This is a genomic window from Sphingomonas sp. NIBR02145, from assembly GCF_027359115.1.
Taxonomy (GTDB): domain Bacteria; phylum Pseudomonadota; class Alphaproteobacteria; order Sphingomonadales; family Sphingomonadaceae; genus Sphingomonas; species Sphingomonas kyeonggiensis_A.
This window is the reverse complement of record NZ_CP114791.1, coordinates 75,731-102,285: the sequence shown is the minus strand read 5'-3', so window position 1 is coordinate 102,285 and position 26,555 is coordinate 75,731. Positions and strand designations below refer to the sequence as shown.

Here is a 26,555-nt window from a genome sequence, read left to right as displayed (position 1 = left end):
TAACGCGCGGCGGGCGAACCCTAACGGGCATTCCCGCGCCAGGCGCCTAGATCGGTGGTGACCCGCAAGATGAGGCAGGCACCCAATGACCTATAAACGCTCCCTAGGCTTCGCCGTCGCCGCGATCGTCGCGGCCGGCGCCACCACCGCGATCTGCTTCGGCGACGCGCTCGGGCTGGTGCATGCGCCGGCCCAGGGCGCCGAGCTGATCGTCTCCGCGCCCTTCGGCGCAACCTCACAGCCCGTCGGCGTGCTGCAGGGCGCTAAACCTTGGCTCACCCCGGTACCCGGCGGTCCCACGGCGCTGCGCGGCAAGGTCGTGCTGGTCAATTTCTGGACCTATTCCTGCATCAACTCGCTGCGCGCCCTCCCCTATCTGCGTGCCTGGCAGCAGCGCTATGGCGGCAAGGGACTGGAAGTGATCGGCGTCCACGCGCCCGAATTCGGCTTCGAAAAGGACCCCGCCAAGGTGCGCCTCGCCGCCGAGCAGCTCCGCGTCGCCTGGCCCAACCTCCAGGACAATGATTATGCGGTGTGGCGCGACTACGCCAACCAGGGCTGGCCCGGCATCTATTTCATCGACGCCAGGGGCAAGATCCGCGGCTACCGGCTGGGCGAAGGCGGCTATGGCGAAGGCGAGCGGCTGATCCGCAAGCTGCTGACCGAAGCCGGGCAGAATGTCGCGGACGTGCCGGTGGCCCCGGTCCCGGCCAGCGGCGTCGAAGCCCAGGCCGACTGGGCCGATCTCGCCTCGCCCGAAGCCTATATCGGCTATGAGAAGGCCCAGAACTTCGCCTCCCCCGGCGGCCTGCGCAACGACCGGCCGTACGGCTATGCCTCCGCCGCGTCGCTGTCGCTCAACCAGTGGGACCTGGCCGGAAGCTGGAATGTCGGCGGCGAATATGCCGCGTTGGAGAACGGCCCCGGCACGATCCGCTTCCGCTTCCACGCCCGCGACGCGCATCTGGTGTTCGGCGGCGCGCAGGACGGCCAGCCGGTCCGCTTCCGGGTGACGCTAGACGGCAAGGCGCCAGGCGCGAGCCACGGCGTCGATGTCGATGCGAACGGCTGGGGCGAGGTGAGGGAGGACCGGCTCTATCAGCTGATCCGCCAGTCCGGCACGATCACCGATCGCACCGTCACGATCGAGTTCGCCCGCCCCGGCGCGCGCGCCTATGTCTTCACCTTCGGCTGAGGAGTATCTACCCATGCCACGCACCTGGCTGGTGACCGGCAGCTCGCGGGGCTTCGGCCGCGCGCTGTGCGAAGCCATTCTCGACAGCGGCGACAATCTGCTCGCTACCGCCCGCGACCCCGAACAGCTCGCCGGGCTGGGAGACGGTCGCCCCGGCGGCCTCGCCACCGCCCCGCTCGACGTGACCTGCGAGGAAGATGCCAGCGCCGCGGTGGCCGAGGCGATCGCCCAGTTCGGTGCGCTCGACGTGCTGGTCAACAATGCCGGCTATGGCGATATCGGCTCGGTCGAGGATACCTCGCTCCACAGCTTTCGCCGCCAGATCGCGACCAACCTGTTCGGCACGATCATCATGACCAAGGCGGTGATCCCGCACATGCGCACCCGGCGCAGCGGCCATATCGTGCAATTCTCCTCGGTCGGAGGCCGGCTCGGCGCGCCGGGCCGCGCGGCCTATTCGGCGGCGAAATGGGGCGTCGAGGGCTTCTCCGAAGTGCTCGCCCAGGAAATGAAGCTGGTCGGCGTGCGCGTGACGATCGTCGAGCCGGGCGGCTTCCGCACCGATTTCGCCGGGTCCTCGACCACGCTGGAAGCCGGCCGCGCCGACTATGACGCGGTAGTCGGCAATGCCGCCCGCATGCAGGCGGCCTATAACGGCAAGCAGCCGGGCGACCCGCATCGCGGCGCCCGCGCGATCCTGGAAGTGGTCCGCTCGGATGCACCGCCGCTCCGCCTCCCGCTCGGCAGCGACGCGGTCGACGCGATCGAGCGCGGCGACCGGGCGCGGCTGGAAGAGCTGGAGCGCTGGCGCACGCTCAGCCTCTCCACCGATTTCCCGAAGGATTAGAAGTTCATGGGGCACGCCCTGCGCAAAACCCTCGTCACCCCGGCCTTGTGCCGGGGTCCACGGTGCCGCACGCGCTGAACTGGAACCTTGAGGCCCGCCCTCGCCGCCCGGTGGACCCCGGCACAAGGCCGGGGTGACGGCAGAAGGAAGGGGATAGCGCGCAGATGGAAATCGCCAAGGAAGCCCCTCGAACCGCCTGAACGCAAAGAATAACACCTAGGTAGGATTGAGGCGCATCCCCCCAAGCGGCATGGAACACTCGACCATAGAGGGGTAATGGCAGAACGTGGCGGACGTGGATCAACAGCTTGGCGAACGCATCTGCTTCGGCCCCTTCGCGCTTTCTCCGGGCGCGCGGCTGCTGACGCGCGACGGCGCGCCGGTGGAGATCGGCGGGCGTTCCTTCGATCTGCTGGTGGTGCTCACCGAACAGCCGGGCCGCGTCCTCTCCAAGCGCGAGCTGCTCAAGCGGGTCTGGTCCGATGTCGTGGTCGAGGACGGCAGCCTGCGCTTCCACATGGCCGGCCTGCGCAAGCTGCTCGGCGACGGCATTGACGGCGCGCGCTACATCGCCACCCAGGTCGGCGTCGGCTATGCCTTTGTCGCGCCGGTGGAGCGCCAGGGCATCGCCGGCACCCAGGCGCCGGCACCCGCTGTCGAAGCGCCCCGCCCCGGCACGGTGCTCAACCTGCCCGCCCGCCTGCCCCATCTGATCGGCCGCGAGCGCGATCTTGCCTTTCTGGAAACGCGCGCAGTCGACACGCCGGTCTTCAGCATCGTCGGCCCGGCGGGCGTCGGCAAGACGTCGCTCGCGATCGAGATCGGCCACCAGCTGGCGCCTGCCTTCGATGAGCGCGTGGCCTTCGTCGACTTCAGCATGCTGGAGAACCCCACCGTCGTTGCCTCGATGATCTCGGGCGCGATGGGCCTTTCGGCGCAGAGCGGCGATCCGCTGGCGGTGATCCTCGCCCATATCCGCGACCGCCCCTTCCTGCTGCTGCTCGACAATTGCGAGCACGTCATCATCCAGATCGCCGAGATCGTGGAGCGGATCGTCGAGGAAGCGCCCGGCGCACGGGTGCTGGCGACCTCGCGCGAGCCGCTGCGCGTGCGCGGCGAGCATGTGCTGCGCCTCGACGCGCTCGCCTATCCCGAGGAGATCAGCGGGCTCAGCCGCGCCGAACTCCTCGCCTTCCCCGCGGTCGAGCTGTTCTGCGAGCGCGCCGGCGCGGCCGACAGCACGCTCGTCATCGATGACGAAGCCGCCCGGCTGATCGCCGAGCTCTGCCAGCGCCTCGACGGCATGGCCCTGCCGATCGAGCTGGCCGCCGTCCGCGTCGCCACCCACGGCCTTGCCGCCACCGCGCGCCAGCTCGGCGAGCGGTTCAGCCTGGGCTGGTCCGGCCGTCGCACCGCCCAGCCGCGCCAGCAGACGCTGCAGGCTACGCTCGACTGGAGCTACGACCTGCTCTCCGAAGCCGAGCGCGTCGTGCTCGAACGGCTCTCGGTATTCGTCGGCCCCTTCTCGATCGATGCCGCGCTGGCGGTCGCCGCCGATGCGGAGATCGGGTCGGATGCCGTCGCCGTCGCGCTCGACGAGCTGGTCTCCAAGTCGCTGGTCGCGCCCGATCGCTCGCGCCGTACCGATACCTATCGCCTGCTCGAGATGACTCGTGCCCATGCCCGGGAAAAGCTGCGTGCCCGCGGACTGCCGCTTTATGCCGCGGCGGCGCGGCGACACGCCGCCTTCTTCCTTGCGGAACTCGAGGCGGTGGCGGAGCAGGACGAGGATGTCCTGCAGGACACCCGCCCGCTGCGCATGCAGCTCGGCAATATCCGCAGCGCGCTCGACTGGGCCTTCGGCCAGGAGGGCGATGCCCGGATCGCCTTCCGCCTCGCCGCCGCCAGCGCGCCCGTCTTCCTCAACCTGTCGCACATGATCGAATGCCGCACCTGGACTGCCCGGGCGCTCGCGGAGATCGACGACAGCCAGCGCGGCACCGCGACCGAACTCGAGCTCCAGGCCGCGCTCGGCATCACGCTGATGTTCACCCGCGGCAACAGCGAAGCGGCAGGCCATGCGCTTGTCCGTGCGCTGGAGATCGCCACCGCGCTCGACGATCGCTGGAACCAGCTGCGCCTGCTTGGCCGGCTCCACATCTTCCATGAGCGGATCGGCGAATATGACATCGCCATGCGCCAGGCCGAGCGCGCCGTGGAAGTCGCCGAAGCGATCGGCGCGCCCGAGGCGATCGGCGTCGCCTATTCGCTCGCCGGCATCTCGCACCACCTGCACGGCGACCAGAAGCGCGCACGGCCGGCGCTCGAATTGTCGATTCGGCAGAGCCCGCCCTCGATCCGCAGCCGGACGATCCATTACGGCTTCGATCACCGCAACCGCTCGATCATCGCGCTGGCGCGCACCCTGTGGCTCGTCGGCGATACCGAGGGCGCGAACCGCCTCGCCCGCCAGGCGGTGGACGAAGCCACCCGGCTCAACCACGCGGTCACCCATTGCATCGCGCTGATCTGGTCGCTCTCGGTGCATCTCTGGATGGCGGACCTCGCGGCAGCGGAAGCCGATCTGGCCGCGTTCAATGAGTGCGCCGAGAACAATGCACTCGGCCCCTATGTCGCCGCGGCAGCCGGTTTCCGGGGCGAGCTTGCGATCCGGCGAGGCCAGACCGGCGAGGCGCTGGACATATTGCGCGACAGCCTCTCCCGCCTGCGCGCCGCCCGCTACGATCTGCTGACCACCACTTTCTCGATCGCGCTGGCACGCGGGCTGGTCCTCGAGGCGCGTTATCCCGAGGCGCTTGAGCTGATCGACGCGACGATCGTGCGCTGCACCGCCAATGGCGAGCGTGTCTCGCTGCCCGAATTGCTGCGCCTCAAGGCCGGCATTGCGGCGCGTTGCACGTCCGGCACCGATGCCGGTCGGGCATTGCTGGAGGACGCGCTGGCCCTTGCCCGCACGCAGGGCGCGCTGGCCTGGGAACACGCGATTTCGGCCGATCTCGCGGCCTTGTCCGTTCCGTCAGGGGGCACCGGCTAGCTCCGGATTCAGATGGCGCTTGCATGCGCTACAATTGTAGCCTAGAACTACAAATGTAGCGTAGAGAGATTCGTCATGCTGAACAACCTGCCGCCCCGCGAACGCCAGATCGTCGACCTGCTCTACGAGCGTGGCGCGATGGCCGTGTCCGATGTCTGCGACGCCCTGCCCGACAAGCTGTCGGCCTCGGCGGTCCGCGCGATGCTGACCCGGCTCGAGCAGAAGGGCGCGGTCCAGCGCGAGCATAGCGACCGCGGCTTCCTGTTCTCGCCGACCATCGCGGAGAACAAGGCGAGCGTGAACGCGCTCGGCCATGTCGTGCGCACGTTCTTCAACGGCTCGACCACCCATGCCGCCAGCGCGCTGCTCGGCATGAGCGAGAAGCTCGACGACAACGACCTGGACGAGCTGGAAGCGATGATCGCCGCCGCCCGCGCCAAGAAGGGAGCCTGATCGATGACCGCCCTGCTCGGCCTTGTGCTCAAGTCGCTGGTGATCGCCGGCATCACCCTGCTCCTGCTCCGCCTCACCCGCAGCCGCTCCGCCGCCGAGCGCTCGCTGATCGCCCATCTCGGCCTGGCCGGGCTGGTGATCCTGCCAGTCGCGACCTTCATGCTGCCTTCGCTCAGCCTGCCGCTGCCCCAGGTGCTGCAGAGCCGGTTCGAGGCCCCCGCCACGAACATCGTGCCCCAGCCGGTCACCCCGCGCGAGACGGTCACTACAACCGCTACGCCGCAGGTCAGCGCATCGGCCGAGCAGCCGGGCTTCACCCTGCCCCAGGGCTGGGAGCGCTTCGCCTATGCGCTGCCGGTTATCGCGCTGCTAATGCTAACCATTATCGCGCTTCTCCGCCTCGTGCGCCTGCGCGCCGGTGCCGAAGTGCTGGTCGATCCGGTGTGGCTGAGCGCGCTCGCCCATGCCCAGCGCCGCATGGGGATGAAGAGCGGCACCGCGCTGCTGGTCAGCGACGCTTTGCCCTCGCCGATCTCCTGGGGCCTTGCCCGCCCGACCATCCTGCTCAGCGCCGATGCGCTGGCGGCGACCGACGAGGCCGAGGCGATCATCGCGCATGAGCTGGCGCACGTCTCCGCGCTCGACTGGGCCAAGCTGATGCTCGCCCGCATCGCCACTGCGATCCACTGGTTCAACCCCCTCGCCTGGCGCCTCGCCCGCGAAGCGCACCAGCTGCGCGAGGAAGCCGCCGACGACGCGGTGCTCGCCGCCAATATCGATGCGCCCGACTATGCCCAGCTGCTCGTCCGCGTCGCCCGGCACGAAGCCCGCGGCCTGCTGATCGGCGCGCACGGCGTCGCCCCCGGCAAGGGCAGCCTCAAGCGCCGCGTCGGCCGCGTGCTCGACGCCACCCTGCCGCGCGGCCGCGCCCAGGGCTCGTGGATCGCAGGCTTCGGCGCCGGCATGCTGGTGATGGCCGCCCCGCTCGCCGCGCTCACCGTCGGCGCCACCGAGCGCCGGGACGACACCATCGCCGCTGCCACGCCCCCCGCCACCCCGGCGGCCCCCAGCGTCGCCGCCCGCCCGGAAACCGTCGAACCGGCCTCGCCCGCCGCCCCGCACGCCGCCGCCACCCCGGCCGCGCCGCAGGACCACCGCGACGACCGCAAGCACAACGAGCTCGACACGATCATCGGCGCCAAGGCGCTGGGCGTGACCGGCGACTATATCGCCGAGCTCCGCCAGGCCGCGCCCCAGCTCGGCCCGCTCAGCCTCGACGACGCCAACGGCATGCGCGCCCTCGGCGTCACCCCGGAGTATATCCGCGCACTGCTCTCCACCGGCCTGCGCATCCGCTCGTACGACGATGTGATGGGTGCCCGCGCCGTCGGCGTGAACCCCGCCTATGTCCGCAGCATCATCGCGGCCGGCTATCACGGCGACATCGACGACTACATCGCCCTGGCCGGCATGGGCGTCACCGCCGACGATGTCCGCCGCCTGCACGCCGCCGGCATGAACGTCGACATGGACTCGCTCGCGCTGAGCAAGACGCTCAAGCGCGGCCCGAAGCCCCATCCGGATCCCCGGCCGGCCCCGGATCCCGACAACTAAGACGACCACCCCCAACCCGCCGAAGCGCTGACACCCCGTCCCGGGGTGAACGCCCCCGGCTTGCCTTCTTCACCCAGGAGAAATGTCATGCGCCGCACGATCATTGCCTTCGCTTCGCTTGCCCTGCTCGCCACCACCGCCATCGCCGGCGATCGCGCCCGCGATCCGGTCACCGCCTCCACCCCGATCGGCTTCAAGCTCCAGCTCGAGGCGGGCCGCGGCCATTTCCAGCTCAGCCTGACCATGGGCGAACGCCACAACATGAACACCAGCGTCTCGGGCAGCCAGATCGGCCTCGATACCCAGGCGCTGGAGGGAAACGGCCCGATCCGCTTCGCCATCGCCCGTGAACCCGGTCGCCTCGACTGCACCGGCGCTACCGAGCGCAAGGTCGCCATCGGCAGCTGCAGCTTCACGCCCGATGCCGAATTCGCCGGCTACCTCGCCAATCGCGGCATCGGCCAGCCAAGCTTCCAGGAATCGCTCGACCTCACCTTGGTCGGCGCCAACAAGGAGCTGGTCGAGGCGCTGGCCAGGGCCAACTATCCCAAGCCGACGATCGACGAGCTGACCGCGCTCTCCGCGCTGCAGGTCACCCCCGCCTATATCGCCGATCTCGCCCGCCAGGGCTTCCGCCCGGACAATCTCGACGACCTCACTGCCTTCGCCGCGCTCCGCATCGACGCCGACTATGCCGGCCGCATGCTCCGCGCCGGGCTCGGCAAGCTCAAGGCCGATGAGCTGATCCAGCTCAAGGCGCTCGACGTCTCGCCCGAATATCTCGCCGAGATGGCCGGGGCGGGCCTGCGCAACCTCTCCGCCGACGACGTCACCCAGCTCAAGGCGCTGAACGTCACCCCCGCCTTCGTCCGCGAGATGGCCGCGATGGGCTATCCGGACCTGCCGGCCGAGCGCCTCGTCGAGCTCAAGGCCGTCGGCGTCACCGCCGAGGATGTCCGCCACGCGCGCAAGATCGGCATCACCGATCCCACGCCCGAGCAGCTCGTCCAGATCCGCGTGCTCAAGCACTGATCGCCAGGAAAGCGCCCCAGTGATGCGTTTCGCAGCCCTTCTCCTTGCCGGCACCGCGCTCCTTCCCTCGAGCGCGGTCCGTGCCCAGACCGCCGTGCCGCCTGCAACCGGCACGGCGGCCGCCAAGCAATCCTTCACGCCGGAGGACTTCGCCCGCTTCGCCCCGCGCACTGCCTATGACATGCTGGTCCAGCTTCCCGGCTTCACCATCCGCAGCGCGGACCAGGAGCGTGGCCTCGGCCAGGCGTCGGAGAATGTGCTGATCAACGGCACCCGCATCGCCAACAAGACCGGCGGCGCGATCGCCGAGCTCCAGCGCGTCGCCGCCGGCAATGTCGAGCGGATCGAGATCGTCGATGCCTCCACTCTCGGCATCGCCGGCCTCTCGGGCCAGGTCGCCAACATCATCCTCAAGAACGCGCGCAAGGCCGGCGGCCAGTTCGAATGGAAGCCCGACTTCCGCGCCCATTATTCGCGGCCCAACCTGTTCCGCGGCAATATCAGCTACACCGGCAAGACCGGCGCGGTCGATTACACCCTGTCGCTCGAGGACCAGGCCGGCCGCGGCGCGATCGGCGGGCCCGAGCTGTTCTACGCCGCCGACGGGTCGCTGATCGAGCGGCGCGAGGAAGTCTTCCACCAGGAATCGGACACGGTCACCGCCAAGCTCCGCCTGGCGATCGACGGCCCCGGCACGTCCAAGGGCAATCTCGTCCTCGGCTATTCGCCCTATTGGAACCCGGTCTATGACTTCGAGCAGCGCTTCCGCGCCGACGGAAACGACGGCACCCGCCTGCGCCGCCAGCGGCTCAACGGCTGGTTCTACGACGTCAACGCCGATTATGAGTTCGCGCTCGGGCCGGGCCGCTTCAAGATCATCGGCCTGCGCCATTTCGATCACGAGCCGGTGATCTCCACCCAGATCGACAGCTTCGCCAGCGGCGCGCCCGACCAGGGCACCCGCTTCACCCGCAACTCGCACATCACCGAGACGATCGCCCGCGCCGAATATGGCTGGAAGATGGGTAAGGCCGATTGGCAGGTCTCGCTCGAGCGCGCGGTCAACGGGCTCGACCAGCGCGGCGCGCTCGCCACGCTCAACCCGCAGGGCGATTTCGTCCCCGTCCCCTTCCCCGGCGGCAGCGGCATCGTCCGCGAGGTCCGGCATGAGGGGATGGTCACCTATAGCCGGGCGCTAGGCGCCAAGCTCAGCCTGCAGATCGCCGGCGGCGGCGAGACCAGCGTGCTGGAACGCGTCGATGGCGATCTGCCCGCGCGGCGCTTCTTCCGCCCCAAGGGCAGCGTCACGCTCGGCTGGAAGCCCGATGCCGCCTGGGACCTCAGCCTCAAGGTCCGCCGCCGCGTCGGCCAGATCAGCTTCTATGATTTCCTCGCCCAGCCCAATCTCAAGTCCGAGCGCCAGAATGCCGGCAATCCCGATCTCGTCCCGCCGCAGAGCTGGGAAGCCGAGATGGAAGTCGGCCGCACGCTGGGCGCGGCGGGCAAGACGCGGCTGCGCGCCTATTATCACCGGATCGACGACATCATCGATATCGTCCCGATCGGCACCGACGACGAAGGCATCGGCAATCTGCCGCACGCCACGCGGATGGGTCTGGTCAGTACCAGCACGATCCAGTTCGCGCCGCTCGGCCTGCCCGGCGCCAAGCTCGACGCGACCGTCGGCATCGAGCGTGCCCGCGTCCGCGATCCGCTCACCGGCCAGATGCGCACGATCAGCGGCACCCAGGATCGCTGGGCGGAACTCAACTTCCGCCACGACATCCCGAAGAGCGCGCTGGCCTGGGGCGTCGACGCCAGCTTCTATCACTATTCGCCGTACTATTACCTGACCGAAGTGAACCAGGAGAATGAGGGGCCGTGGTTCGTCAACGTCTTCGCCGAGCACAAGAATGTGCTCGGCCTGACGGTCCGCGCCACGGTCGGCAACATCTTCAGCGCCCGCCATTATTACGACCGCGAAGTCTATGCCGGCCGCCGCACCACCAATCCGCTGGTCTTCCGCCAGTCGAACAACCAGCTGATCGGCCCGATCTTCACCTTCAAGATCAGCGGGAGTTTCTGAAACCTACTTTCCCCTCCCTGCAAGGGAGGGGAGCAAGAAGGGTTCCAGCCCTCACCCAAACCACCGCGAAACCAGCCACAGATTCGCCCCGGCGATCAGCCCGAACAGCCCCCAGGCAATCACCTTCACCACCACCCCGTTGGCGAACTCGCCCATCACGCCGCGATCGCTGGTGAAGCGGATCAGCGGCCAGATCGCGAAGGGCAGCTGGAGCGAGAGCACCACTTGGGTCAGCACCAGCAGCTTGCCCACGCCGCCCTCGCCCATCCAGATCACACCGATCAGCGCCGGGATCAGCGCCAGCCCGCGCGTGATGATCCGCCGCAGCCAGCACGGGATGCTCAGATTCAGGAAGCCCTCCAGGATCACCTGCCCGGCGATCGTTCCGGTAAAGGTCGCGCTCTGCCCCGATGCGAATAGCGCGATGCCGAACAGCAGGGCGGCAGCCGCAGCACCCGTCAGCGGCTCGAGCAGCCGATAGGCATCGTCGATCTCCGCCACGCCGGTATAGCCATTGGCATGGAAGGTCGCGGCCGACAGCGCCAGGATCGCGCCGTTCACCAAGGTCGCCAGGAACAGCGCCACCACGATGTCGATCGTCGCGAAGCGGATCGCCTCGCGCGTCGCCGGCACGCTGGCCCCGGTCACCCGCGTCTGCACCACCGAGCTGTGCAGATAGAGGTTATGCGGCATCACCGTCGCGCCGAGGATGCCGACCGCGAGGTAGAGCGCATGCGGATCGGCGAAGATCGCGGCCTTGGGCACGGCGCCGTGCAGCAGCCCCGCGAAGCTGGGCCCCACGATCGCGAGCTGCACCGCCAAGCAGATCGCGATCGTCGAGATCAGCCCCAGCACGATCGCCTCGAGCTGGCGGAAGCCCTGCCCCTTGAGGCCCAGCACGATCACCGTGTCGAGCCCGGTCAGCAGCACGCCCAGCCACAACGGCACGCCGAGCAGCAGGTTGAAGGCCAGCGCCGAACCCAGCACCTCGGCAACGTCGGTGGCGATGATCGCCAGCTCGGCGAGCAGCCACAGCGTCCGCGTCGTCGCCAGGCTGTAGCGTTCACGCGCCATCTGGGCGAGGTCGCGCCGGGCGACCAGCCCCAGCCGCATCGCCAGCCATTGCAGCAGCATCGCCGCGACACCGCACAGCAGCACGACGAACAGCAGATCATATCCGTAGCGCGAACCCGCCTCGATATCGGTCGCCCAGTTGCCCGGGTCCATATAGCCGACCGCGACGAGCAGCCCCGGCCCGGCCGAGCGCAGCAGCTTGCGCCAGCCCGGCAGCCCGGCAGGCACCGCGACGCTCCCCTGCACTTCGGCGGGGCAGAAGGGTGCGGTGGCGACGCGGGGAAGCGAGATGCGCATCGCCGTTTCCTAGCGCGCGGGCATGGGCTCGCCCACCGCCAAAGCGCTGCCGCTACCCCCAACTAAGGTAGTATGGCGGCCACCCGTGCGGGGGTGCATATCGGCCAGGCAGGTCATCGCCGAAACGCCCCCCACCGGCGCTGGCCTACAACAAAGCTTCCGCCCCCTTTTGGAAGCCGCGGGAGCGCCCATCCCCCCTCCGGGCGCTCCCGCACTTTCCCAGCCTCAGTCGAGCCCGGTCTTGCCCGGCGCCCAATAGGCCTTGGTCGCGATCCGCGCCGCCGGCACGCCCAGTCGCTTGAGCGCCTGGCGCAGCCGCTGGATCGTCCCCGCCTTGCCGGTCAGCACGAAGCTGGCGCCGCTCGCCGCCAGCGCTTCAAGCCGCGCTTCCATCTCAGCGAGATGGGCGTCGTCCGCCGAGCGTTCGAACAGCGAGACGCGCTCCAGCCCCAGCTGCTCGGCCACCCGGCAGCTCGCCTCGACATCGCCGACCTCGAAATAGCTCGCCACCGTCCGCGCGCGATCCTGCCAGGCGAGCGCATAGCCCAGGCCGATCGACGTCTCGTCGCCGAACAGCGCCAGCGGACCCGTCAGCCGACCGGTGTCGAGCGAGGCGCGCGGCCCGAAGATGTCGCAGTGGTCGCCCGGTGCGGCGTCGCGCACCCAGGCGCTGCCAGGTCCCTCGCCGTGCGTGCATCCTAGGATGCATACGCGTCCCGTTTCGGTGTTCCATTCGATGGGCGTATAGGTGCGCGCGGTGAAGGCCGATCCCATCGCGATCTGGATCTTCTGCCCCGCGGTCCAGGCCACGCCCTTGAGCGCCGGCCCCTCGAGGGTGATCAGCGCGAAGCCCTCGCCCAGACGCTCGCTGGCGGTGATGGTTGCACGCTTCATCAGCAGGCGGATCAGCGCCTGGCTGATCCGGCCGGGGGCCTTGGTGCCGGGGCGTTCGGGGGATTCCATCGGCAGCATCACGACGTCCTCATCTCTTGCACGGAGCGTTCCGTCCCCCGTTGCTTGCGCAGGACGCGGGATCACGAATTTCATAGCCATGGCAGCGGGTTACAGCGCCGAACCGGGGTCACCGCCGGGCAGTTCCGGCGCCGCGTGCAAACATCGGCGTCCGGAGCGTCCAGTCCGTCAACTTTCCCGCCGCGACCGGCTGGTTCGCTTGGAATAATCGGTTGGACTTATGGCGTCACTGCGAAGTATGGACAGAATATTATCCGATTCAGCCAATCTGGCCGGAGCCCCGCATGCCCATATTGCGCAACCTTGGTGCTAAACAGGATATGGAGGATCCAGACGCGGTGCCGCGTCCGGTGGTCACCTATGGCTTCATCACCGACGACTTCGGCAGCTTCGAGCTGGACCTCCACCGGCACGAGAAGGGCCAGATCATCCTGGCCCAGCGCGGGGCTCTGAGCTGCGAGGTCGAGGGCGGGCTGTGGATCGTCCCGCCCCGCAGCGCCATCTGGATCCCGGGCGGCGCCCTCCATTCGATCAAGGCCTCGGGCGCGCTGGAGGGTTATAACGCCTTTGTCTCGCCGGAGGTCGATGCCGGCCTCCCCCAGGGCTGCTGCGCCCTCGCCGCCACGCCCCTGCTCCGCGAGCTGATGGCCCGCGCCGCCACCCTGCCCGAGCTCTATGAGGAGACCGGCGCCAATACCCGGCTGATCGCGGTGCTGGTCGACGAGATCGCCTCTGCCCGGGTCGAGGACCTGCACCTGCCGATGCCCGCCGATGCCCGCCTGCGCCGGGTCGCGGATCTGATGATCGCGGCGCCGGCCGAGCGCGGCACCATCGATGCCTGGGCCCGCCGTGCCGGCCTGAGCGAGCGCACCCTCGCCCGGCTGATCCTGCGCGAGACGGGCATGAGCTTCAGCCGCTGGCGCCAGCAGCTGGGCGTCATGCTCGCGGTCAAGTGGCTCGCCGCCGGCGCCTCGATTCAACAGGTTGCGGGCGATCTTGGCTATGAGAGCGTGCCCAGCTTCGTCACCATGTTCCGCAAGGCGCTGGGCACTTCGCCCGGCCGCTACATGGCCGAGCGCCATGCCGCGCACCATTGATCCCCATCGGGCCCGCTGGCACAAACCCCGCCGGTACCAGGGAGAAATCATGACCGCCGCCGCGCCCGCCCGGGTCGTTCGCCATCCCGCCTGAGCCACGCCTCGCCAGCCGCGCGGTGCGCCTGTTCTGGGTCGCGCTGGGCTGTTTCTTCGTCGCGCTCGGGGTGATCGGCGCGCTGCTGCCGGTGATGCCGACCACGATCTTCCTGATCCTCGCCGCCGGCTGCTTCGCCCGCGGATCCGAGCGGCTGGAGGCCTGGCTGCTCGACCATCCCAGGGTCGGCCCGCCGATCCGCCAGTGGCGCGAACAGGGCGCGATCCCGCGCAAGGGCAAGATCGCCGCCTGCGCCGGCATCGCCTTCGGCTACGGCGTCTTCTGGCTCACTGCCCGCCCCCATTTGCCCCTCGCGCTGGGCGTGGCGCTGGGCATGGCGGTCTGCGCGCTGTGGATCGTCACCCGCCCGGCACCGGTCGGCCCGGCCTAGTTCGGCCTTGACCGGCCGCCCGAAGCCGATCAAGGGCAGGCCCGTCGCCGGGTTAGCTCAGCTGGTAGAGCAGCGGTTTTGTAAACCGAAGGTCACGGGTTCGATCCCTGTACTCGGCACCACCGCCCTTTGATCGCTCAGGGCAGTATTGTCTTCAATCGCGCTGCAGGTTGCCTTGCACCCGGCTGATGGCCGGCTCCCGCCATGGCGCGCCCATTGGAAACGACGCCCCCGATACAAACCGCAAATCATCCATTTTGGATTGATTGTAAAATCATAACCCACTGTGAATTCTACCCAATAAATACTCCCGCCACCCTTGACGAATCTGCACAACTTCGAAGACAATTAATGCAACAGCCAGTGCATTCGGGGGGATGCCGTGCGAGCAATAATTGCAGTTTCACTGATTTCTTGTGCGTTACCTATCGCAGCCGCGGCCCAGCAGAATGGAAATACCGAAGCGATTCAGAAAGTAGTCGAAGGTCACCCGACCTTTGCCCGCTATGTTAATCCACTTTGCAACAAGCGCGCGAAACCCGTGCTTACAACTGCCGCGGAGCAGAGCTTTGCGCGCCTCGGCGAACTGAATAGCGCAAGCACTTCGTTCATCGCCGAAATACGGCAATGCCTCAAAAAGGCGCCCATCCAGCTCCAGGCCGCGGGGATATTTGACAGAGTCGATGTCGAAGGCGCCATTACGACTGCCGGCAGGATCGGCGGCGGCATATTCTATTATGCCAAGGCACCGGATGAGGACGCCACGTCCCGCGTATCCACATTTGGCATTCGCTTGTCCGGCTATGCCGGATGGGAAGATTTCGACATTCCGTCAGTGACTTCGGGCGGCCCCGTGCAACATCGTCGCGGCAAGCGCGCGGCCAAGATCGCGGAGACGAGCCTGATCTACACGATCCAGGATCTGACCGGCGACAGCAAGTTCCCGCTCTTTCCTCTCGGGGCAGCCACGATCCACGTGACCGGCAGCTACATCGACAAGCGCACACCGATGGCCAATGTGCCGGCCTATCTCAACGAAGGCTTTTTCGACCTGAATGCCGGCGTGTCGCTCGATCAGTTCCTCGACCACGATCCCTTTGGCAGCAAGCTGAATTACTTCGTCGGCTACGAGCATATCTTCAACCGCAACTATGCGGTGCGCGATATCGGCGCGGTCAGGGTGCAATGGCGGCCGCAGAAGAACCCCGCCTTCGACAATCCCGATGTGCTCGCGGTTCACGTACAATACCGCTTCGGAAAGGACTATCGCGGCATTAGCGCCGGCCTCTCCAAGAGCTTCTGAGGATGAGCGAGCTCTTCTCCGCCGAACAGGCCCGCAAATGTCCGGTAGCAGGGTTCGCATACGCCTCGATCGCGTTGCTCGCGGGCGCGGCTGGCATCTACATGAACAACCCGAAGGAGGAGCAACCGCTCCTGGGAGCAGCCATCGTGCTCTTCATCCTCTTCACGCTCTGGTTTCTTAGCTGGGACAGCCGCGCAAGGCGGGCAGCAGGCACACCTTCCATCGACGCGAGCGGGCATCTGGTGGCCCGCAATCCGGTTCAGATCTTCCTCATCTGCCTCCTCCTGTCGGGCTGCACGATCACGATCAATCTGTACGGCACCAAATATATGGGCTCCAAAACCGGAACCCCGCCGGGTCAGCCCCCCGCGCCCACCGAAACGCCGCCTCCCACGCCCATGCCAAGCGCATCGGGCATGGCGGTCGAAGACAAGGCGGAACCCCGCCCCGCCGGCCCGGCGCCAAAGATGAGCGCCCCCAGCATCGCGCGCGCTTCGCAACCGCCCGCCGGGGAGCTCAGCCTGACGCAGAAATTCTTCCCTGGTGTCGGCCGGATACTCGGCACCGACCAACCGGCGCCCGTGGAGCCAAAACCGACCCCGGAGCCGAGCCAACCGGCGGCAGCGGGCACGATCTGGGTTCTCGTCGGCGACAAGATGCGCGCATCCCACTATGACAGCGACATGCGCGCCCTGGCCGCATTCGACAGCCTCGCCGAAGTCCAGCGCGCGAAAGAAGGGCGCCAGGCTTTCTCGACCACAGGCCTGACCGCCCGCAGCTGCGCCCCACAGCAATCCATCGAGGCGTGCACGCCGCGATCGCCGCTCCCGGGGAAGCACCAGGCCACCGATTTCAAGGTCGCCGCCAATGGCGGCGTATGGGTTCAGATCGACTAGCAGGAGACATTGTGATGAGGTTGGCCCTGGTCCCGTTTGCGCTCGCGCTCTGCGCTCCCGCCCCGGTGGCGGCGGAGCAGGATTACCCAAAGCATGTCTGCCTCTCGACCAGGGCCTATGGCCAGGTGCAGGGCTTCGGCAACTTCATCTTTTCCGGCCGCGTATCCGGCAGCGGCACGGCGGGAAGCTACGGCTATTGGGTTGTTGCGATCGACGCCGGGGAAGCTGCCTGGGCGCAGAGTGGCGGCGGCGTGCGCGGTCAGACGGGTGACGTTCGCTTCGGGGTCTATAATGGCTCGGCCTATCCGCTCAGCTTCGTCGTGATCGAGGTCCCGAACGAAGGCCAATATAGCGATCTGCGCCTGCGCGCGCGTACGGGTGATCCATTGACGGTAAGCGACGGAAGGGTCGGCCCCTACCGGATAATGTCCCGCCTCAACGACTGCACCTTCGATCTGTCGTCCTCGGACCTGGCCACGGCCGTGCCGACGGTGACGTCCAATCGGTGCACTTGTCCGTGACACCGGGATGACGGGTACGCGGAATGCTCGAGCAATATCCGAACACCCACAACAGCTCCCTTAAAAATGAAACAAACTAATAATATATCCTCAAATCCTCACATGACTAACACGGCGATCCGAAAATAAATCATCCATTGCAAATTGAATAACCACAGAATCGGATCAATTATTACACGCAGATCGACTCGACCGAAACTATACACTCGATTACCATGGCGGGAGGACGAGGATCGCGTGACGCCGGGGAGACGTCAGCCCATCGCCTCGTTCTCCGAAAGGGGGGACCATCATGGCCGGGATCCACATATCGAACCGGCGTGCGCTGAAGAAGCTCGAGCGCGCGCATGGCGGCGAAACGCACAAGGCCAATATCATGCTGGCCAAGGTGGGCTTCGACTATTTCGAGAAGCTGGAAGCCGTGCGGAGAGCGACAAACCTGCCACTCGAAAATGGCTTTGGCCCTTCACCGCATAATCCTGCCGGCGTGCTCGGCACGACCTATCGCAAGGACGTGAACACGCTTCCACTCTATTTCGTGGAGGTGGCCCAGGCACTGAGTGCCACGAGCCAATACAGCTTCGATCCCAATGCCATTCCGGTCGCCGCGGCGATCAAGGAGACCTTGTCGGCCTTCCAGGTTCGCATCTTCAAGCTGGCCAAGCCGTGAGGCGCGCCCGGCTTTCGGCATCGGCCGCCGCTTCGCTCGCACTCGCAAGCCAGGCCTATGCGGCGAATCCGCTGCACAAGGATGTCTGCATCCTGGATCCGGTCACGCAGCGCCAGGTGCTGGACCGCGAGAAGCTCGCGCTCTTCGTCCTCAAGGACAAGGGTATCGGCTGGCAATTCGGGCAATGGGCGCAGGCCCAGGCCACCGCGGAAGAAGCCGCCCTCGCGGCAGCTCTGCCGCCGGGAACCACGGCCCCGCCTTCGGCCCGCCCCTCGCTCGCCGTCCGCATACTCCTGTGCAACGCGATCACCGACTGCAACTTCGACGGCAGCGACAAGCTGATCGCGGCGCAGTTCCAGATTTCGGATATCCTGGGCGACAAGAGCGGCAGCTTCTCCAATCCGCGACATGCCAAGATCGGGGAATTCTACAGCGACCCTTCAATCGTCGTGGAATGCGTGGAGCGTTCGCCGGGAAGGCCGGTCGAGATCGCCGGCAGCGCACCGCCGCCGCCGGAGTTCAATCTTCCGTTGAAGCTGCGCGGCAACACCGATTCCCTGATGTTCCTGCGCGGGCAGCCCGACTTCAAGGCTGCCGAGAAGGTGAATGTGAGTTTCACCGATGACGGGATCGCCAGCAAGAAATCCGTCAAGCTGGTCGGCGTGCTGGGATGGGCCTTTCCCTTGATCGAAGGCGCGCCGGTGGCACCCGCCGACGATCCGCGCCCCCATCCGCCTGCCTATGCCAATCTCGAGTTGATCCCCTATGCCGGGATCAACCACGACTTGTCGCGCGTGACTGGCCAGGCCCGGAAAGTCACCTCCAAGGACTGGCGCCTGGGAGCCGTCCTGATCGGACGCCAGAGTTCCAGTTTCGGCTCCGGCGACAAAGCCGGCTGGTCCCTGATGCACGTCATGGAGATGCGCCCGGAGCTGCTCTTCGACGACGTCAACCATGCCCAGATCGCCAGCGTCAATCTTCGCTATATGCCGGTTGCGAGCGAGATCTTCGGACTCCCGGTCGGTCTCAATGCCTATCGGCGTATCGTCCCCAGCCGGGAATATTTCTTCTCCTATCGCCCGATCTTCGACATTCGCTTCAACAACGGCACCTTCACGAAGCAGGGGGATCGGCCCGATCTTCAGGCGCAGGATTTCAGCCGTATCGGCACCCAGTTCGGTTTCGCGATCAGCCACGACAATTTCCGCTTCCCGATCGATCTGACCGTCACCGAAACCTATATGCACGCATTGTCGGGCTATCCCCGGGACCTGTCGCAATTCCGGTCCGTGCTCTCCCTGAGCTTCGACACGAACAATTATTTCGGCCTCGACCTCAGCTATGTGAAAGGCAAGCGGGAAGACCTGCTTGCCCGCGAGGAGAAATGGAGTGTGGCCTTCACTGCCCGCTACTAGGACAGCTTTCGTCGCCAGCACGCCATAGTAACGCCTGCTCCGGGAATGCCCTGAGAACAGACGCATGGAATTGGCCCCATTCCAGAACAACCTGCTGCACGGCTATTGCATGACATCCCGCGGGCGAACATCATGCACTTCAAGCTTGAACGAGCGGGGGCCACATGGATGTAGTTGTGCTGGCGGGAGCCGCGGTTGCGGTGATATTGCCCTTCCTTGGGCAGGTGACAGGCGGCGTCGCGGGAAAACTGGGCGAGAAGGCAGTGGAGACTGGCGGGCAATTGGTCGCCTGGATCCGCACGAAAGCCAGTGGCGATACCGTGGCAGCGCTCGAGCATCTGGAAGCAGCTCCCGACGATCCCGCCCTTCGCAAGAATCTGGAAACCGCCCTCACCCGCCAGCTTGAGGCCGCGCCTGTCGACGCCGCGGAGCTGGAGGCGCTTCTCAGAGTCTACCAGGTCACGATCGACAATCGCGGTGCGGTAAGCAATTCGGGCACCATGACCGGCGTGGTCACCAACTCCAGCAACGTATCCGTTCAGATCGGAAACTGAAGCCGCGACATCGGCTGCGTGCCGGGGGTGATCCATGAAGAATTCCGATGCCCCCGCCGGAATGTCGGCGAGTGCGGCGAAACATGGCGGCGGCGGCGAACCGGACAATGTCGCGCAGCTCATCGACGCCATCCAGCCCTTCCTGTCAGGTGCAGAGAGGCAGGGCGCGCTCCCGCAGGGCGCGTCGATCATCATCAATTTCCACAATCAGGGTGGCATCTACAATACGGGTACCGCGCAGGGGATCGTCCTGGGCTCATCGGACGTAGACCTGACCCTCGGCCAGCGATCGGATCGAAAGGACGCCCCGGCCGCCGCGCAGGAAGCGGATCTCGACACCTGGTTCGACACCGATCTCGAGCCGCGGGAGCGCTGTCTCACCATTGCCGTCGCCTTCCTGCCGGGAGCGTCCTTTACGGCGATACTCGATGCCTGCGACCGGCTCGCGACGGCCCTTCTTCCCGATGCGCAACGCGCCGGCGCGGGAGGATTCGGCAAATCGCGCTCGGCCCAGCTGCGCCGGATCCAGGCCATCGTCGAGGACGGAGACGCCGGGGAACAGGTCCGTTTCGCCGAGGCCGAGCGCTACGATCTGATCCGGCGATATATCTGGGAGGAACGGACCGACATACGCGGCCGCCTGGTGCAATGGATGGCTGAACTGGCACGCGAGGGAGACACCCGAACCGCCCTGGCCTTGGGCGTGGGCGTGGGCGCCTGCGCAAGCTTCGCGTTCGCGAGCATGTTCGATTCGATCCTGATGCCCTGGGTTCGGAAGCCCATGGAGCAGTCGCTGCTCGCCACCGGCGAAGCGCTTGGCGTGGCCGTGCAGACCTCACCGCGATCGAAGGAGCAGATCGTTCGCCGGTTGCAGGAATGGGCAGGCGCCGGAGCGACGGACGAGGAACGGATCCGGGCAATCCGGCTTTGCGCTTCGTCATGGGGCGCGATCGAGCTCGACGAGGCGCTCGCCCTTCTGCACCGCGCGGAGAGCCTGGCCCCGCACCGTCTCTTCGAACCTGTCCAGCGCGCGATCGACTTCTACTGGGCATGGGCCTCGCTGGTCCCGGATACCGCCGCACGGATCGCCGAACAGTTGGCAAAGGGGCTGGAACGCTGGGATAACGGCGATCGCCAGTCGGTGGTCTGCATCCTTCCGATGGTCCACCTCGCCCACGCGATCCACGCGGAGACGGGCTATCTCAAGGACGAGCAGGCCAGCACGGCCCCGCTATTGCTGCGACGCTCCTTTCGGGATTCAGGTGGCCTGGAGGCGGTTGCCCCCTGGCTCGAGCGCGGCGTTCGGAACCGCCACACCAGAGGCTTTGTCCGGTCGGTTCTCGAAAGCCTGCTGGAGCGCGCGCGCGAACTCGGTCTGCGGGAGGACTTCGCCATGGTCGCCACCGCGATGCTTAACGCCGCGACGGATGAGGATGGTCGCGCGCGCATCCGCTATTTTGCCGAAAGCTGGAAGATCACGCTTGGCCAACAGGATCGGGGGACATGAATATGAGTTCCGAAGACTCGCTGCTCGTCGATCGCGGCCAGAAGCTGCCGGAAGCCAGGGTGGGCTGGGCGCTGATCGCCATCGGCAAGGGAACGCCCAAACGGATCACGGACTATCGCCTCTCGATCAGCGAGAAGCTGCTAGCTCGATACAGCTTTGTCGAGGTCGACACTTCAGACAAGATCTTCGAAGAGAAAATGAAGCTGCCGACCTGGACGCCGGGGCTTCATTATATCGCGGAGCTGACGGTTGAGTATCGGGTCGAAGACCCCGTCGTCGCGGCACAACGGGGCACAAGGCTGATCTGGCCGAGAATCCGCTCGACCGTGCTGGCCAAGCTGTCCGAGGCGAGCCAGCTGGCGCCCGAACGGCCGGCGACCGCCCCGGACGCCAAGCCGCCGGCCCGCAGGAAAGGCCGGGCCGTGGCCGTGAACAACTCGGAAAAGGCAGCCCCCGCAAGCGAGAGCCATGCCACGCTTCAGCTCGGCGATCTGAGCATCGCGCAGCAAAAGGTCAACGCGGCGTGTGCACACCTGCTGTCCACCGATCCCCTGCTGGACCGCGGGATCACGTTGCTCGCCCTGAGCGCGACGCTGAGCCTGGAAGGCGAGGCGGCAAAGCACGCCGGTACGATTGGCATGACCGGATTGCGGATCGCAGCGCAGGATGCCGAGCATGCGGTGGAGGAGGAACTCCGGAAGAAGAAGGAAGTCCTGCTGTCCAAGGGCGTCCGCGGGATCTTCGCCGAAGCGTTGCGCACCACACCGAACATGCTCAGCAACCTGCTGGAGCAGCTGTCGAGCCTGGAGCGCGAACGGTATGGAAACGAGCTCTCGATCATGCGCGAGCTATTTGCCCAAGGGCATCTGGAGGGCCACCACCTCCCACCGGACGTCCGCGACGAATTCCTGAAGAGCGTGCTCAACAAGGCATCCCTGGGCGAAATTCTCATGCTCGGCGAGGCGGCGAAAGGCACCGCCGCCTCGATCGAAGACAAATCCGCAAGCTGATCGGTAGGCCCGTTGTTCAACTGGATCGCAGACCTTGCGCTGGCCCTGGACTTCCCCTTGGGGTTCCTCCTTCTGTGCGCGGCCTTGGGCGGTGCGCTATGGCTGGGCATTGGGCTGGCCAGGCGAGGCTATCTCCACGCCAGCTATTATGTGATCACCTGGCAGCGTGAGCGCGGCATGGCGCCTGTCCAGCTCCAATATGATCTCGAACAATTGGTGGATGGCGCGCCCAGGGTCGTCAGAGCGGTTCTGCGCATCCTCGCGATCCTGCTCGTCTTCGGGCTGATACTCCATCTGCTGCGCGAATATCTGCCATTCGCGTTCCTGCAACGCCTGGAACTTGTGCTGTCAGGCAGCGCAGAAACCGTCTTCCGTCAACTGACCGGAACGCCGACCACCGGCTGACGGCGGGTGCCGATGTGCCTCGCCGATCTGGTCCTCGCACGCAGCACCGCTCACGCCATCAGGCGATAGCCCACCCCAGGCTCGTTGCGGATCGCCGAAGGCACCGCCGGATCCTCCTCCAGCTTGCGGCGCACGCCCCGCGCGGCAACCCGCAGATACTCCACGTCATTCTCGTGCCCCGGCCCCCAGACGGTGCGGAGAAGCTGGCTGTGCGTCACCACCCGGCCGGGATGCTTGGCCAGTTCGGCGAGGAAGCCGAATTCCTTCGGCGTAAGGTGCACCTCCTCCCCGGCCTTGCGGACCAGCCGGGCGCCGAGATCGACCTCGACCGTGCCGAAGCGGACCACCGGCATCTCGGCCTCGGCGGAGAGGCGGTGGCGCAGCGCGGTGCGGATGCGGGCCAGCACTTCCTCGGTATCGAAGGGCTTGGTGACATAGTCATCCGCGCCGAGATCGAGCGCGGTGACCTTCTGCTCGGTCGCATCGCGCGCCGAGACAACCAGTACCGACGCGCCCGCCGCCTTGAGCAACGGCACCAGCTCCAGCCCGTCGCGATCGGGCAAGCCGAGGTCGAGCAGCACCGCCTCGGGCTTGTCGATCTGCACCGCGGTCAGCGCATCGCGCGCGCTGCCGGCCTCGACCACGCGGTAACCGACGCGGGTGAGCCCGGCGCTCAGCAGGCGGCGGATGGCGGGCTCGTCGTCCACCACGAGGATCTTGGGCTGCTGGCTCATTCGCCGGCGCTTCCTTTGCGCAACAGGGTTTCGGGAAAGCGGATCGTGAACACCGCGCCGTCGCGATCGGTGCGGTTGGCCGCATAGACGGACAGGCCCATCGCCTCGGCAAAGCCCTTGACGATGGCAAGGCCCAGGCCCGTGCCACCCTTGCGGTCCGAGCCCTCGATCCGGGTGAAGGTCTCGAAGATCCGCGCCTCGTCGCCCGGCGGCAGGCCGGGACCTTCATCGGTGACGCTCAGGGTCATGCTGCCCGGCTGGCGGCGCGCGGCGATCAGGATCGGCGAGCCGGGGTCGCCATATTTGCCGGCATTCTCGATCAGGTTGATCAGACAGTGGTGGAACAGCTGCGGATCGACCGAGACGAACGGCAGCTCTGGGGGCACGTCGAGCCGGATCGGATGATCCTCCAGCACGCGGCGCAGGTCATGCACCGCCGCCGCCGCCGCCTCGGCGAGGTCGACCGGCTCGATCGACTGGTGGAGCGCACCCGCCTCGATCCGGACCATGTCGAGCAGATTGGCGACGAAGCGGTTGAGCCGCTCCGCCTCGGACCGGGCAGCGGAGAGCTGCTCGCCCTGCAGGTCGCTCGCCGGCTGCATCTCGCCGAGCATGCCGAGGATCGTGGTGAGCGGGGTGCGCAGGTCGTGGCTTACCGAGGAGAGCAAGGCGGCGCGCAGCCGGTCGCGTTCCTTGAGCTGGGTGATCGTCGCCATCTCGGTCTCCAGCGAGACGCGCTCCAGCGCCAGCGCGGCCTGGTCGATCAGGCTGAGCAGCAGCGGCAGCTGGTCCGAGCGGAGCGGTGCCGTCGCATCGGGATTGGCGAGACCGAACACGCCGAGGACACGGTCGCCGGTGGCCAGCGGGTTGAACAGCCATTCGGAGGCCGTGAGCGTGTCCGAGCCGCGGCCCGCGGGCTGATTCTGGTCATAGGCCCATTGCGCTGCAGCCAGTTCGAGCGTTTCCAGCCCCGGATCGGCAGGGTGCGCGGCGGCGAGGTCGAGCCGGCCGCTCTCCGGCAGGAGCAGCACCGTATGGGCGCCGAACAGGCGGGCGACCTCAGCGCAGAGCACCGCGCCCAGCTCTTCACGGGTGCTCAAGCCCGTAAGCATCCGGGCAAAGCCGGCGAGCGAGCTGTTCTGCGTGGCGCTGCGTCGCGCCAGGTCCGCCTGCACGCGAACACGCGCGGCGAGCTGGCTGGAGACGATCGCGACGCCGAGCAGCACCAGCACGGTCAGGATGTTGCGCGGGTCCTGGATGGTGAAGGTGTGGGTCGGCGGGATGAAGAAGAAATTATAGGCGAGCGACGAGACCAGCCCCGTAATCACGCCCGGCCACACTCCATAGCGCGTCGCGGCGACCATCACCGGCAGCAGGTAGAGCAGGCCGATATTGGTGATCGCGCCCTCGGGGAACAGTGCGCCGACCAGCGTCACCAGCGCGGTGAGGCCAAGCGATACGACATAGCCCTCGCGCGATCCCAGATCGATCGCGGGCCGCATGGTCGCGGCACGCGCCTCCACGGCCATTGGAAGCACGTGCACCGCCATCCCCGGCGTCTCGCGCACCAGCTTGTCGACCACCGAACCGTGGCGCAGCTCGAACCAGCGCGAACGCACCGACTTGCCGACGATCAGCTGGGTGGCGCGGGCTTCGGTGGTGAAGCGCTTGAGCCCCTCGATCACCGATTCTGCCGGCACTGTCGCCACCTGCCCGCCCAGCTGGCTGGCGAGATGGAGCGAGGCGGCAACCTGGGCATTCTCGGCATCGCTCAGCCGGGCGGTGCGCGGCGTCTCGATATGCACGGCGGTCCAGGGCGCGCGCAGGCCGTCGGCGATGCGCTTGGCGGCGCGGACCAGCTCGGCCGAGCCCGGCAACTCGCTCACCGCCACCACCAGCCGCTCGCTCGCCGCCCAGGTGCCCGCCAGCGCATGGGTCCGCAGATAATCGAGCATCTGCGCATCGACCGCCTGGGCAGCCCGGCGCAGCGCCAGCTCGCGCAGCGCGGTGAGGTTCGACTTGGAAAAGAAATGGCCGAGCGCCCGCGTCGCTTCCTCAGGCACATAGACCTTGCCCTCGCGCAGCCGCTCGATCAGCTCGTCGGGCGGCAGATCGACGATCTCGATGTCCGCCGCTTCAAGCACGCGGTCCGGCACCGTCTCGCGCACCCGCACCTTGGTGAAGCTGGCGACGACGTCATTCAGGCTTTCGAGGTGCTGGATGTTGACCGTCGAGAAAACGTCGATCCCCGCCGCGAGCAGCTCTTCAACATCCTGATAGCGCTTGTCGTGCCGGCTGCCGGGGGCGTTGGTGTGGGCGAGCTCATCGACCAGCACCAACGCGGGCGCGCGGGCGAGAATCGCGTCGATATCCATCTCGGCGATGCTGCGGCCATGATACTCCACCGGCCGGCGCGGCACGATCTCGAGACCATGGACCAAAGCCTCGGTCTCGGCTCGGCCATGCGTCTCGACCACCCCGATGACGACGTCCACGCCCGCCTTGCGCCGCGCCGCGGCCTCGGTGAGCATTTCATAGGTCTTGCCGACCCCTGGCGCCGCGCCGAGGAACACCTTCAGTCGGCCAACGCCCTCCTGCGCGGCGGCGCGCAGAAGGGCATCAGGATCGGGTCGATTGTCTTCTGCGCTCACTCGGCCGCTTTTGCGCCCGAGGCCACCCGCTTGTCGAGGTCGCGATTGAGCGCGAGCACATTGACGCGCTGCTCACCCAGGAAGCCGAGCAGCGGCTGCTCGACATGGGCGTTCACGATCGCGCGCACCTTCTCCACGCTCAAACCGCGCGCCTTGGCTACGCGATCGACCTGGTAAAAGGCCGCCTCGGGGCTGATTTCAGGGTCGAGCCCCGAGGCGGAGGTGGTCACCAGATCGGCGGGAACCGAGTTTCCTGGTGTGGTGCGGGTCGCGGCGATGTCCTTCGCCACGCGATCGGAAAGGGCCTGGGACGCCGGGCCGAGGTTCGAGCCGGCAGAAGCGGTCGGGTCGTTGCCATTGGCGCCGGCGGCGGAGAGGCGGCCGTGGAAATAGCCGGGGCTGGCGAAGTTCTGGCCGAGCAGCTCGGAGCCGCGGATCTGGCCATTCTCCTCGATCAGGCTGCCATTGGCCTGATGCGGGAAGGCGACCTGGCCGATGCCAGTGAGCGCCGCCGGATAGGCGATGCCGAGCAGGGCGGCGAAGAGCAGCGTCAGGACAAGTGCCGGACGGAGGGCGGTGGTGAAATCCTTGAGCATTGGTTTCTTCCTTCAAAGCCCCTCCCCTTAAGGGGAGGGGTTTGGGGTGGGGCCTGTCCGCGAGGTCAGGTCTCGGTGAGACACCT

Annotated in this window: 23 protein-coding genes and 1 tRNA gene; 19 read left to right on the top strand and 5 right to left on the bottom strand. The window is 67.0% G+C overall.

Annotated features, from left to right (window positions below):
* Positions 1 to 85: 85 nt before the first annotated feature.
* The 7 genes from O3305_RS00440 to O3305_RS00410 all read left to right on the top strand — a co-directional run bounded on the left by O3305_RS00440 (position 86) and on the right by O3305_RS00410 (position 10,282).
* Positions 86 to 1,195 (top strand): redoxin domain-containing protein, encoded by a 1,110-nt coding sequence (locus O3305_RS00440; protein ID WP_269574682.1) that lies wholly within the window; start codon positions 86 to 88, stop codon positions 1,193 to 1,195.
* Between the two features lie 13 nt (positions 1,196 to 1,208).
* Positions 1,209 to 2,042 carry an oxidoreductase gene (locus O3305_RS00435; protein ID WP_269574681.1) on the top strand — a complete coding sequence of 278 codons (834 nt, stop codon included), beginning with the start codon at positions 1,209 to 1,211 and terminating at the stop codon, positions 2,040 to 2,042.
* Positions 2,043 to 2,328: 286 nt separating this feature from the next.
* Complete coding sequence (locus O3305_RS00430; RefSeq protein WP_269574680.1) at positions 2,329 to 5,097, top strand: ATP-binding protein; 2,769 nt, start codon at positions 2,329 to 2,331, stop codon at positions 5,095 to 5,097.
* Positions 5,098 to 5,172: 75 nt separating this feature from the next.
* Positions 5,173 to 5,550 (top strand): BlaI/MecI/CopY family transcriptional regulator, encoded by a 378-nt coding sequence (locus O3305_RS00425; protein ID WP_184167986.1) that lies wholly within the window; start codon positions 5,173 to 5,175, stop codon positions 5,548 to 5,550.
* Positions 5,551 to 5,553: 3 nt separating this feature from the next.
* On the top strand, positions 5,554 to 7,164 hold the full coding sequence (locus O3305_RS00420) for a M56 family metallopeptidase (protein ID WP_269574679.1): 1,611 nt from the start codon (positions 5,554 to 5,556) through the stop codon (positions 7,162 to 7,164).
* Positions 7,165 to 7,251: 87 nt separating this feature from the next.
* Entirely contained in the window at positions 7,252 to 8,196 is a 945-nt protein-coding gene (locus tag O3305_RS00415) for a hypothetical protein (protein WP_269574678.1), read from the top strand.
* A gap of 22 nt (positions 8,197 to 8,218) precedes the next feature.
* Positions 8,219 to 10,282 (top strand): TonB-dependent receptor plug domain-containing protein, encoded by a 2,064-nt coding sequence (locus O3305_RS00410; protein WP_269574677.1) that lies wholly within the window; start codon positions 8,219 to 8,221, stop codon positions 10,280 to 10,282.
* A gap of 51 nt (positions 10,283 to 10,333) precedes the next feature.
* Here O3305_RS00410 and O3305_RS00405 read toward each other — a convergent pair whose 3' ends face one another.
* Positions 10,334 to 11,653: an Nramp family divalent metal transporter gene (locus O3305_RS00405; RefSeq protein WP_269574676.1), complete on the bottom strand. Its 1,320-nt coding sequence runs from the start codon at positions 11,651 to 11,653 to the stop codon at positions 10,334 to 10,336.
* A gap of 225 nt (positions 11,654 to 11,878) precedes the next feature.
* Complete coding sequence (locus tag O3305_RS00400) at positions 11,879 to 12,625, bottom strand: siderophore-interacting protein (protein ID WP_269574675.1); 747 nt, start codon at positions 12,623 to 12,625, stop codon at positions 11,879 to 11,881.
* Between the two features lie 320 nt (positions 12,626 to 12,945).
* Here O3305_RS00400 and O3305_RS00395 point away from each other — a divergent pair, with 320 nt between their 5' ends.
* The 12 genes from O3305_RS00395 to O3305_RS00340 all read left to right on the top strand — a co-directional run bounded on the left by O3305_RS00395 (position 12,946) and on the right by O3305_RS00340 (position 22,488).
* Positions 12,946 to 13,722, top strand: coding sequence for an AraC family transcriptional regulator (locus O3305_RS00395; RefSeq protein ID WP_269574674.1), 777 nt, complete (start codon positions 12,946 to 12,948; stop codon positions 13,720 to 13,722).
* A gap of 116 nt (positions 13,723 to 13,838) precedes the next feature.
* Positions 13,839 to 14,207 carry a YbaN family protein gene (locus tag O3305_RS00390; protein ID WP_269574673.1) on the top strand — a complete coding sequence of 123 codons (369 nt, stop codon included), beginning with the start codon at positions 13,839 to 13,841 and terminating at the stop codon, positions 14,205 to 14,207.
* Between the two features lie 46 nt (positions 14,208 to 14,253).
* Positions 14,254 to 14,329: transfer RNA gene (locus O3305_RS00385), tRNA-Thr, on the top strand.
* Positions 14,330 to 14,589: 260 nt separating this feature from the next.
* Positions 14,590 to 15,510, top strand: a complete 921-nt coding sequence (locus O3305_RS00380; protein WP_269574672.1) for a hypothetical protein — start codon at positions 14,590 to 14,592, stop codon at positions 15,508 to 15,510.
* Positions 15,511 to 15,512: 2 nt separating this feature from the next.
* On the top strand, positions 15,513 to 16,406 hold the full coding sequence (locus tag O3305_RS00375) for a hypothetical protein (protein ID WP_269574671.1): 894 nt from the start codon (positions 15,513 to 15,515) through the stop codon (positions 16,404 to 16,406).
* Between the two features lie 14 nt (positions 16,407 to 16,420).
* Positions 16,421 to 16,927, top strand: a complete 507-nt coding sequence (locus tag O3305_RS00370; protein ID WP_269574670.1) for a hypothetical protein — start codon at positions 16,421 to 16,423, stop codon at positions 16,925 to 16,927.
* A 292-nt stretch (positions 16,928 to 17,219) separates the two neighbouring features.
* Entirely contained in the window at positions 17,220 to 17,597 is a 378-nt protein-coding gene (locus O3305_RS00365; RefSeq protein ID WP_184168005.1) for a hypothetical protein, read from the top strand.
* On the top strand, positions 17,594 to 19,012 hold the full coding sequence (locus O3305_RS00360; RefSeq protein WP_269574669.1) for a hypothetical protein: 1,419 nt from the start codon (positions 17,594 to 17,596) through the stop codon (positions 19,010 to 19,012). Before O3305_RS00365 ends, O3305_RS00360 begins: the two co-directional genes overlap by 4 nt.
* Before the next feature lie 164 nt (positions 19,013 to 19,176).
* Positions 19,177 to 19,566 carry a hypothetical protein gene (locus tag O3305_RS00355; RefSeq protein ID WP_269574668.1) on the top strand — a complete coding sequence of 130 codons (390 nt, stop codon included), beginning with the start codon at positions 19,177 to 19,179 and terminating at the stop codon, positions 19,564 to 19,566.
* Positions 19,567 to 19,600: 34 nt separating this feature from the next.
* Positions 19,601 to 21,073, top strand: a complete 1,473-nt coding sequence (locus tag O3305_RS00350) for a hypothetical protein (RefSeq protein ID WP_269574667.1) — start codon at positions 19,601 to 19,603, stop codon at positions 21,071 to 21,073.
* Positions 21,070 to 22,083: a hypothetical protein gene (locus O3305_RS00345; RefSeq protein ID WP_269574666.1), complete on the top strand. Its 1,014-nt coding sequence runs from the start codon at positions 21,070 to 21,072 to the stop codon at positions 22,081 to 22,083. Before O3305_RS00350 ends, O3305_RS00345 begins: the two co-directional genes overlap by 4 nt.
* A 12-nt stretch (positions 22,084 to 22,095) precedes the next feature.
* Positions 22,096 to 22,488 (top strand): hypothetical protein, encoded by a 393-nt coding sequence (locus tag O3305_RS00340; protein ID WP_269574665.1) that lies wholly within the window; start codon positions 22,096 to 22,098, stop codon positions 22,486 to 22,488.
* Positions 22,489 to 22,538: 50 nt separating this feature from the next.
* On the opposite strand, the gene O3305_RS00335 is transcribed toward O3305_RS00340, so the two are convergent.
* The 3 genes from O3305_RS00335 to kdpC are packed head-to-tail and all read right to left on the bottom strand — an operon-like array spanning position 22,539 to position 26,469.
* Positions 22,539 to 23,222, bottom strand: coding sequence for a response regulator (locus tag O3305_RS00335; protein ID WP_269574664.1), 684 nt, complete (start codon positions 23,220 to 23,222; stop codon positions 22,539 to 22,541).
* Positions 23,219 to 25,873, bottom strand: coding sequence for a DUF4118 domain-containing protein (locus O3305_RS00330; RefSeq protein ID WP_269574663.1), 2,655 nt, complete (start codon positions 25,871 to 25,873; stop codon positions 23,219 to 23,221). The genes O3305_RS00335 and O3305_RS00330 overlap by 4 nt, the downstream gene beginning before the upstream one ends.
* Entirely contained in the window at positions 25,870 to 26,469 is a 600-nt protein-coding gene (gene kdpC, locus O3305_RS00325) for a potassium-transporting ATPase subunit KdpC (protein ID WP_269574662.1), read from the bottom strand. Before kdpC ends, O3305_RS00330 begins: the two co-directional genes overlap by 4 nt.
* Positions 26,470 to 26,555 lie beyond the last annotated feature (86 nt).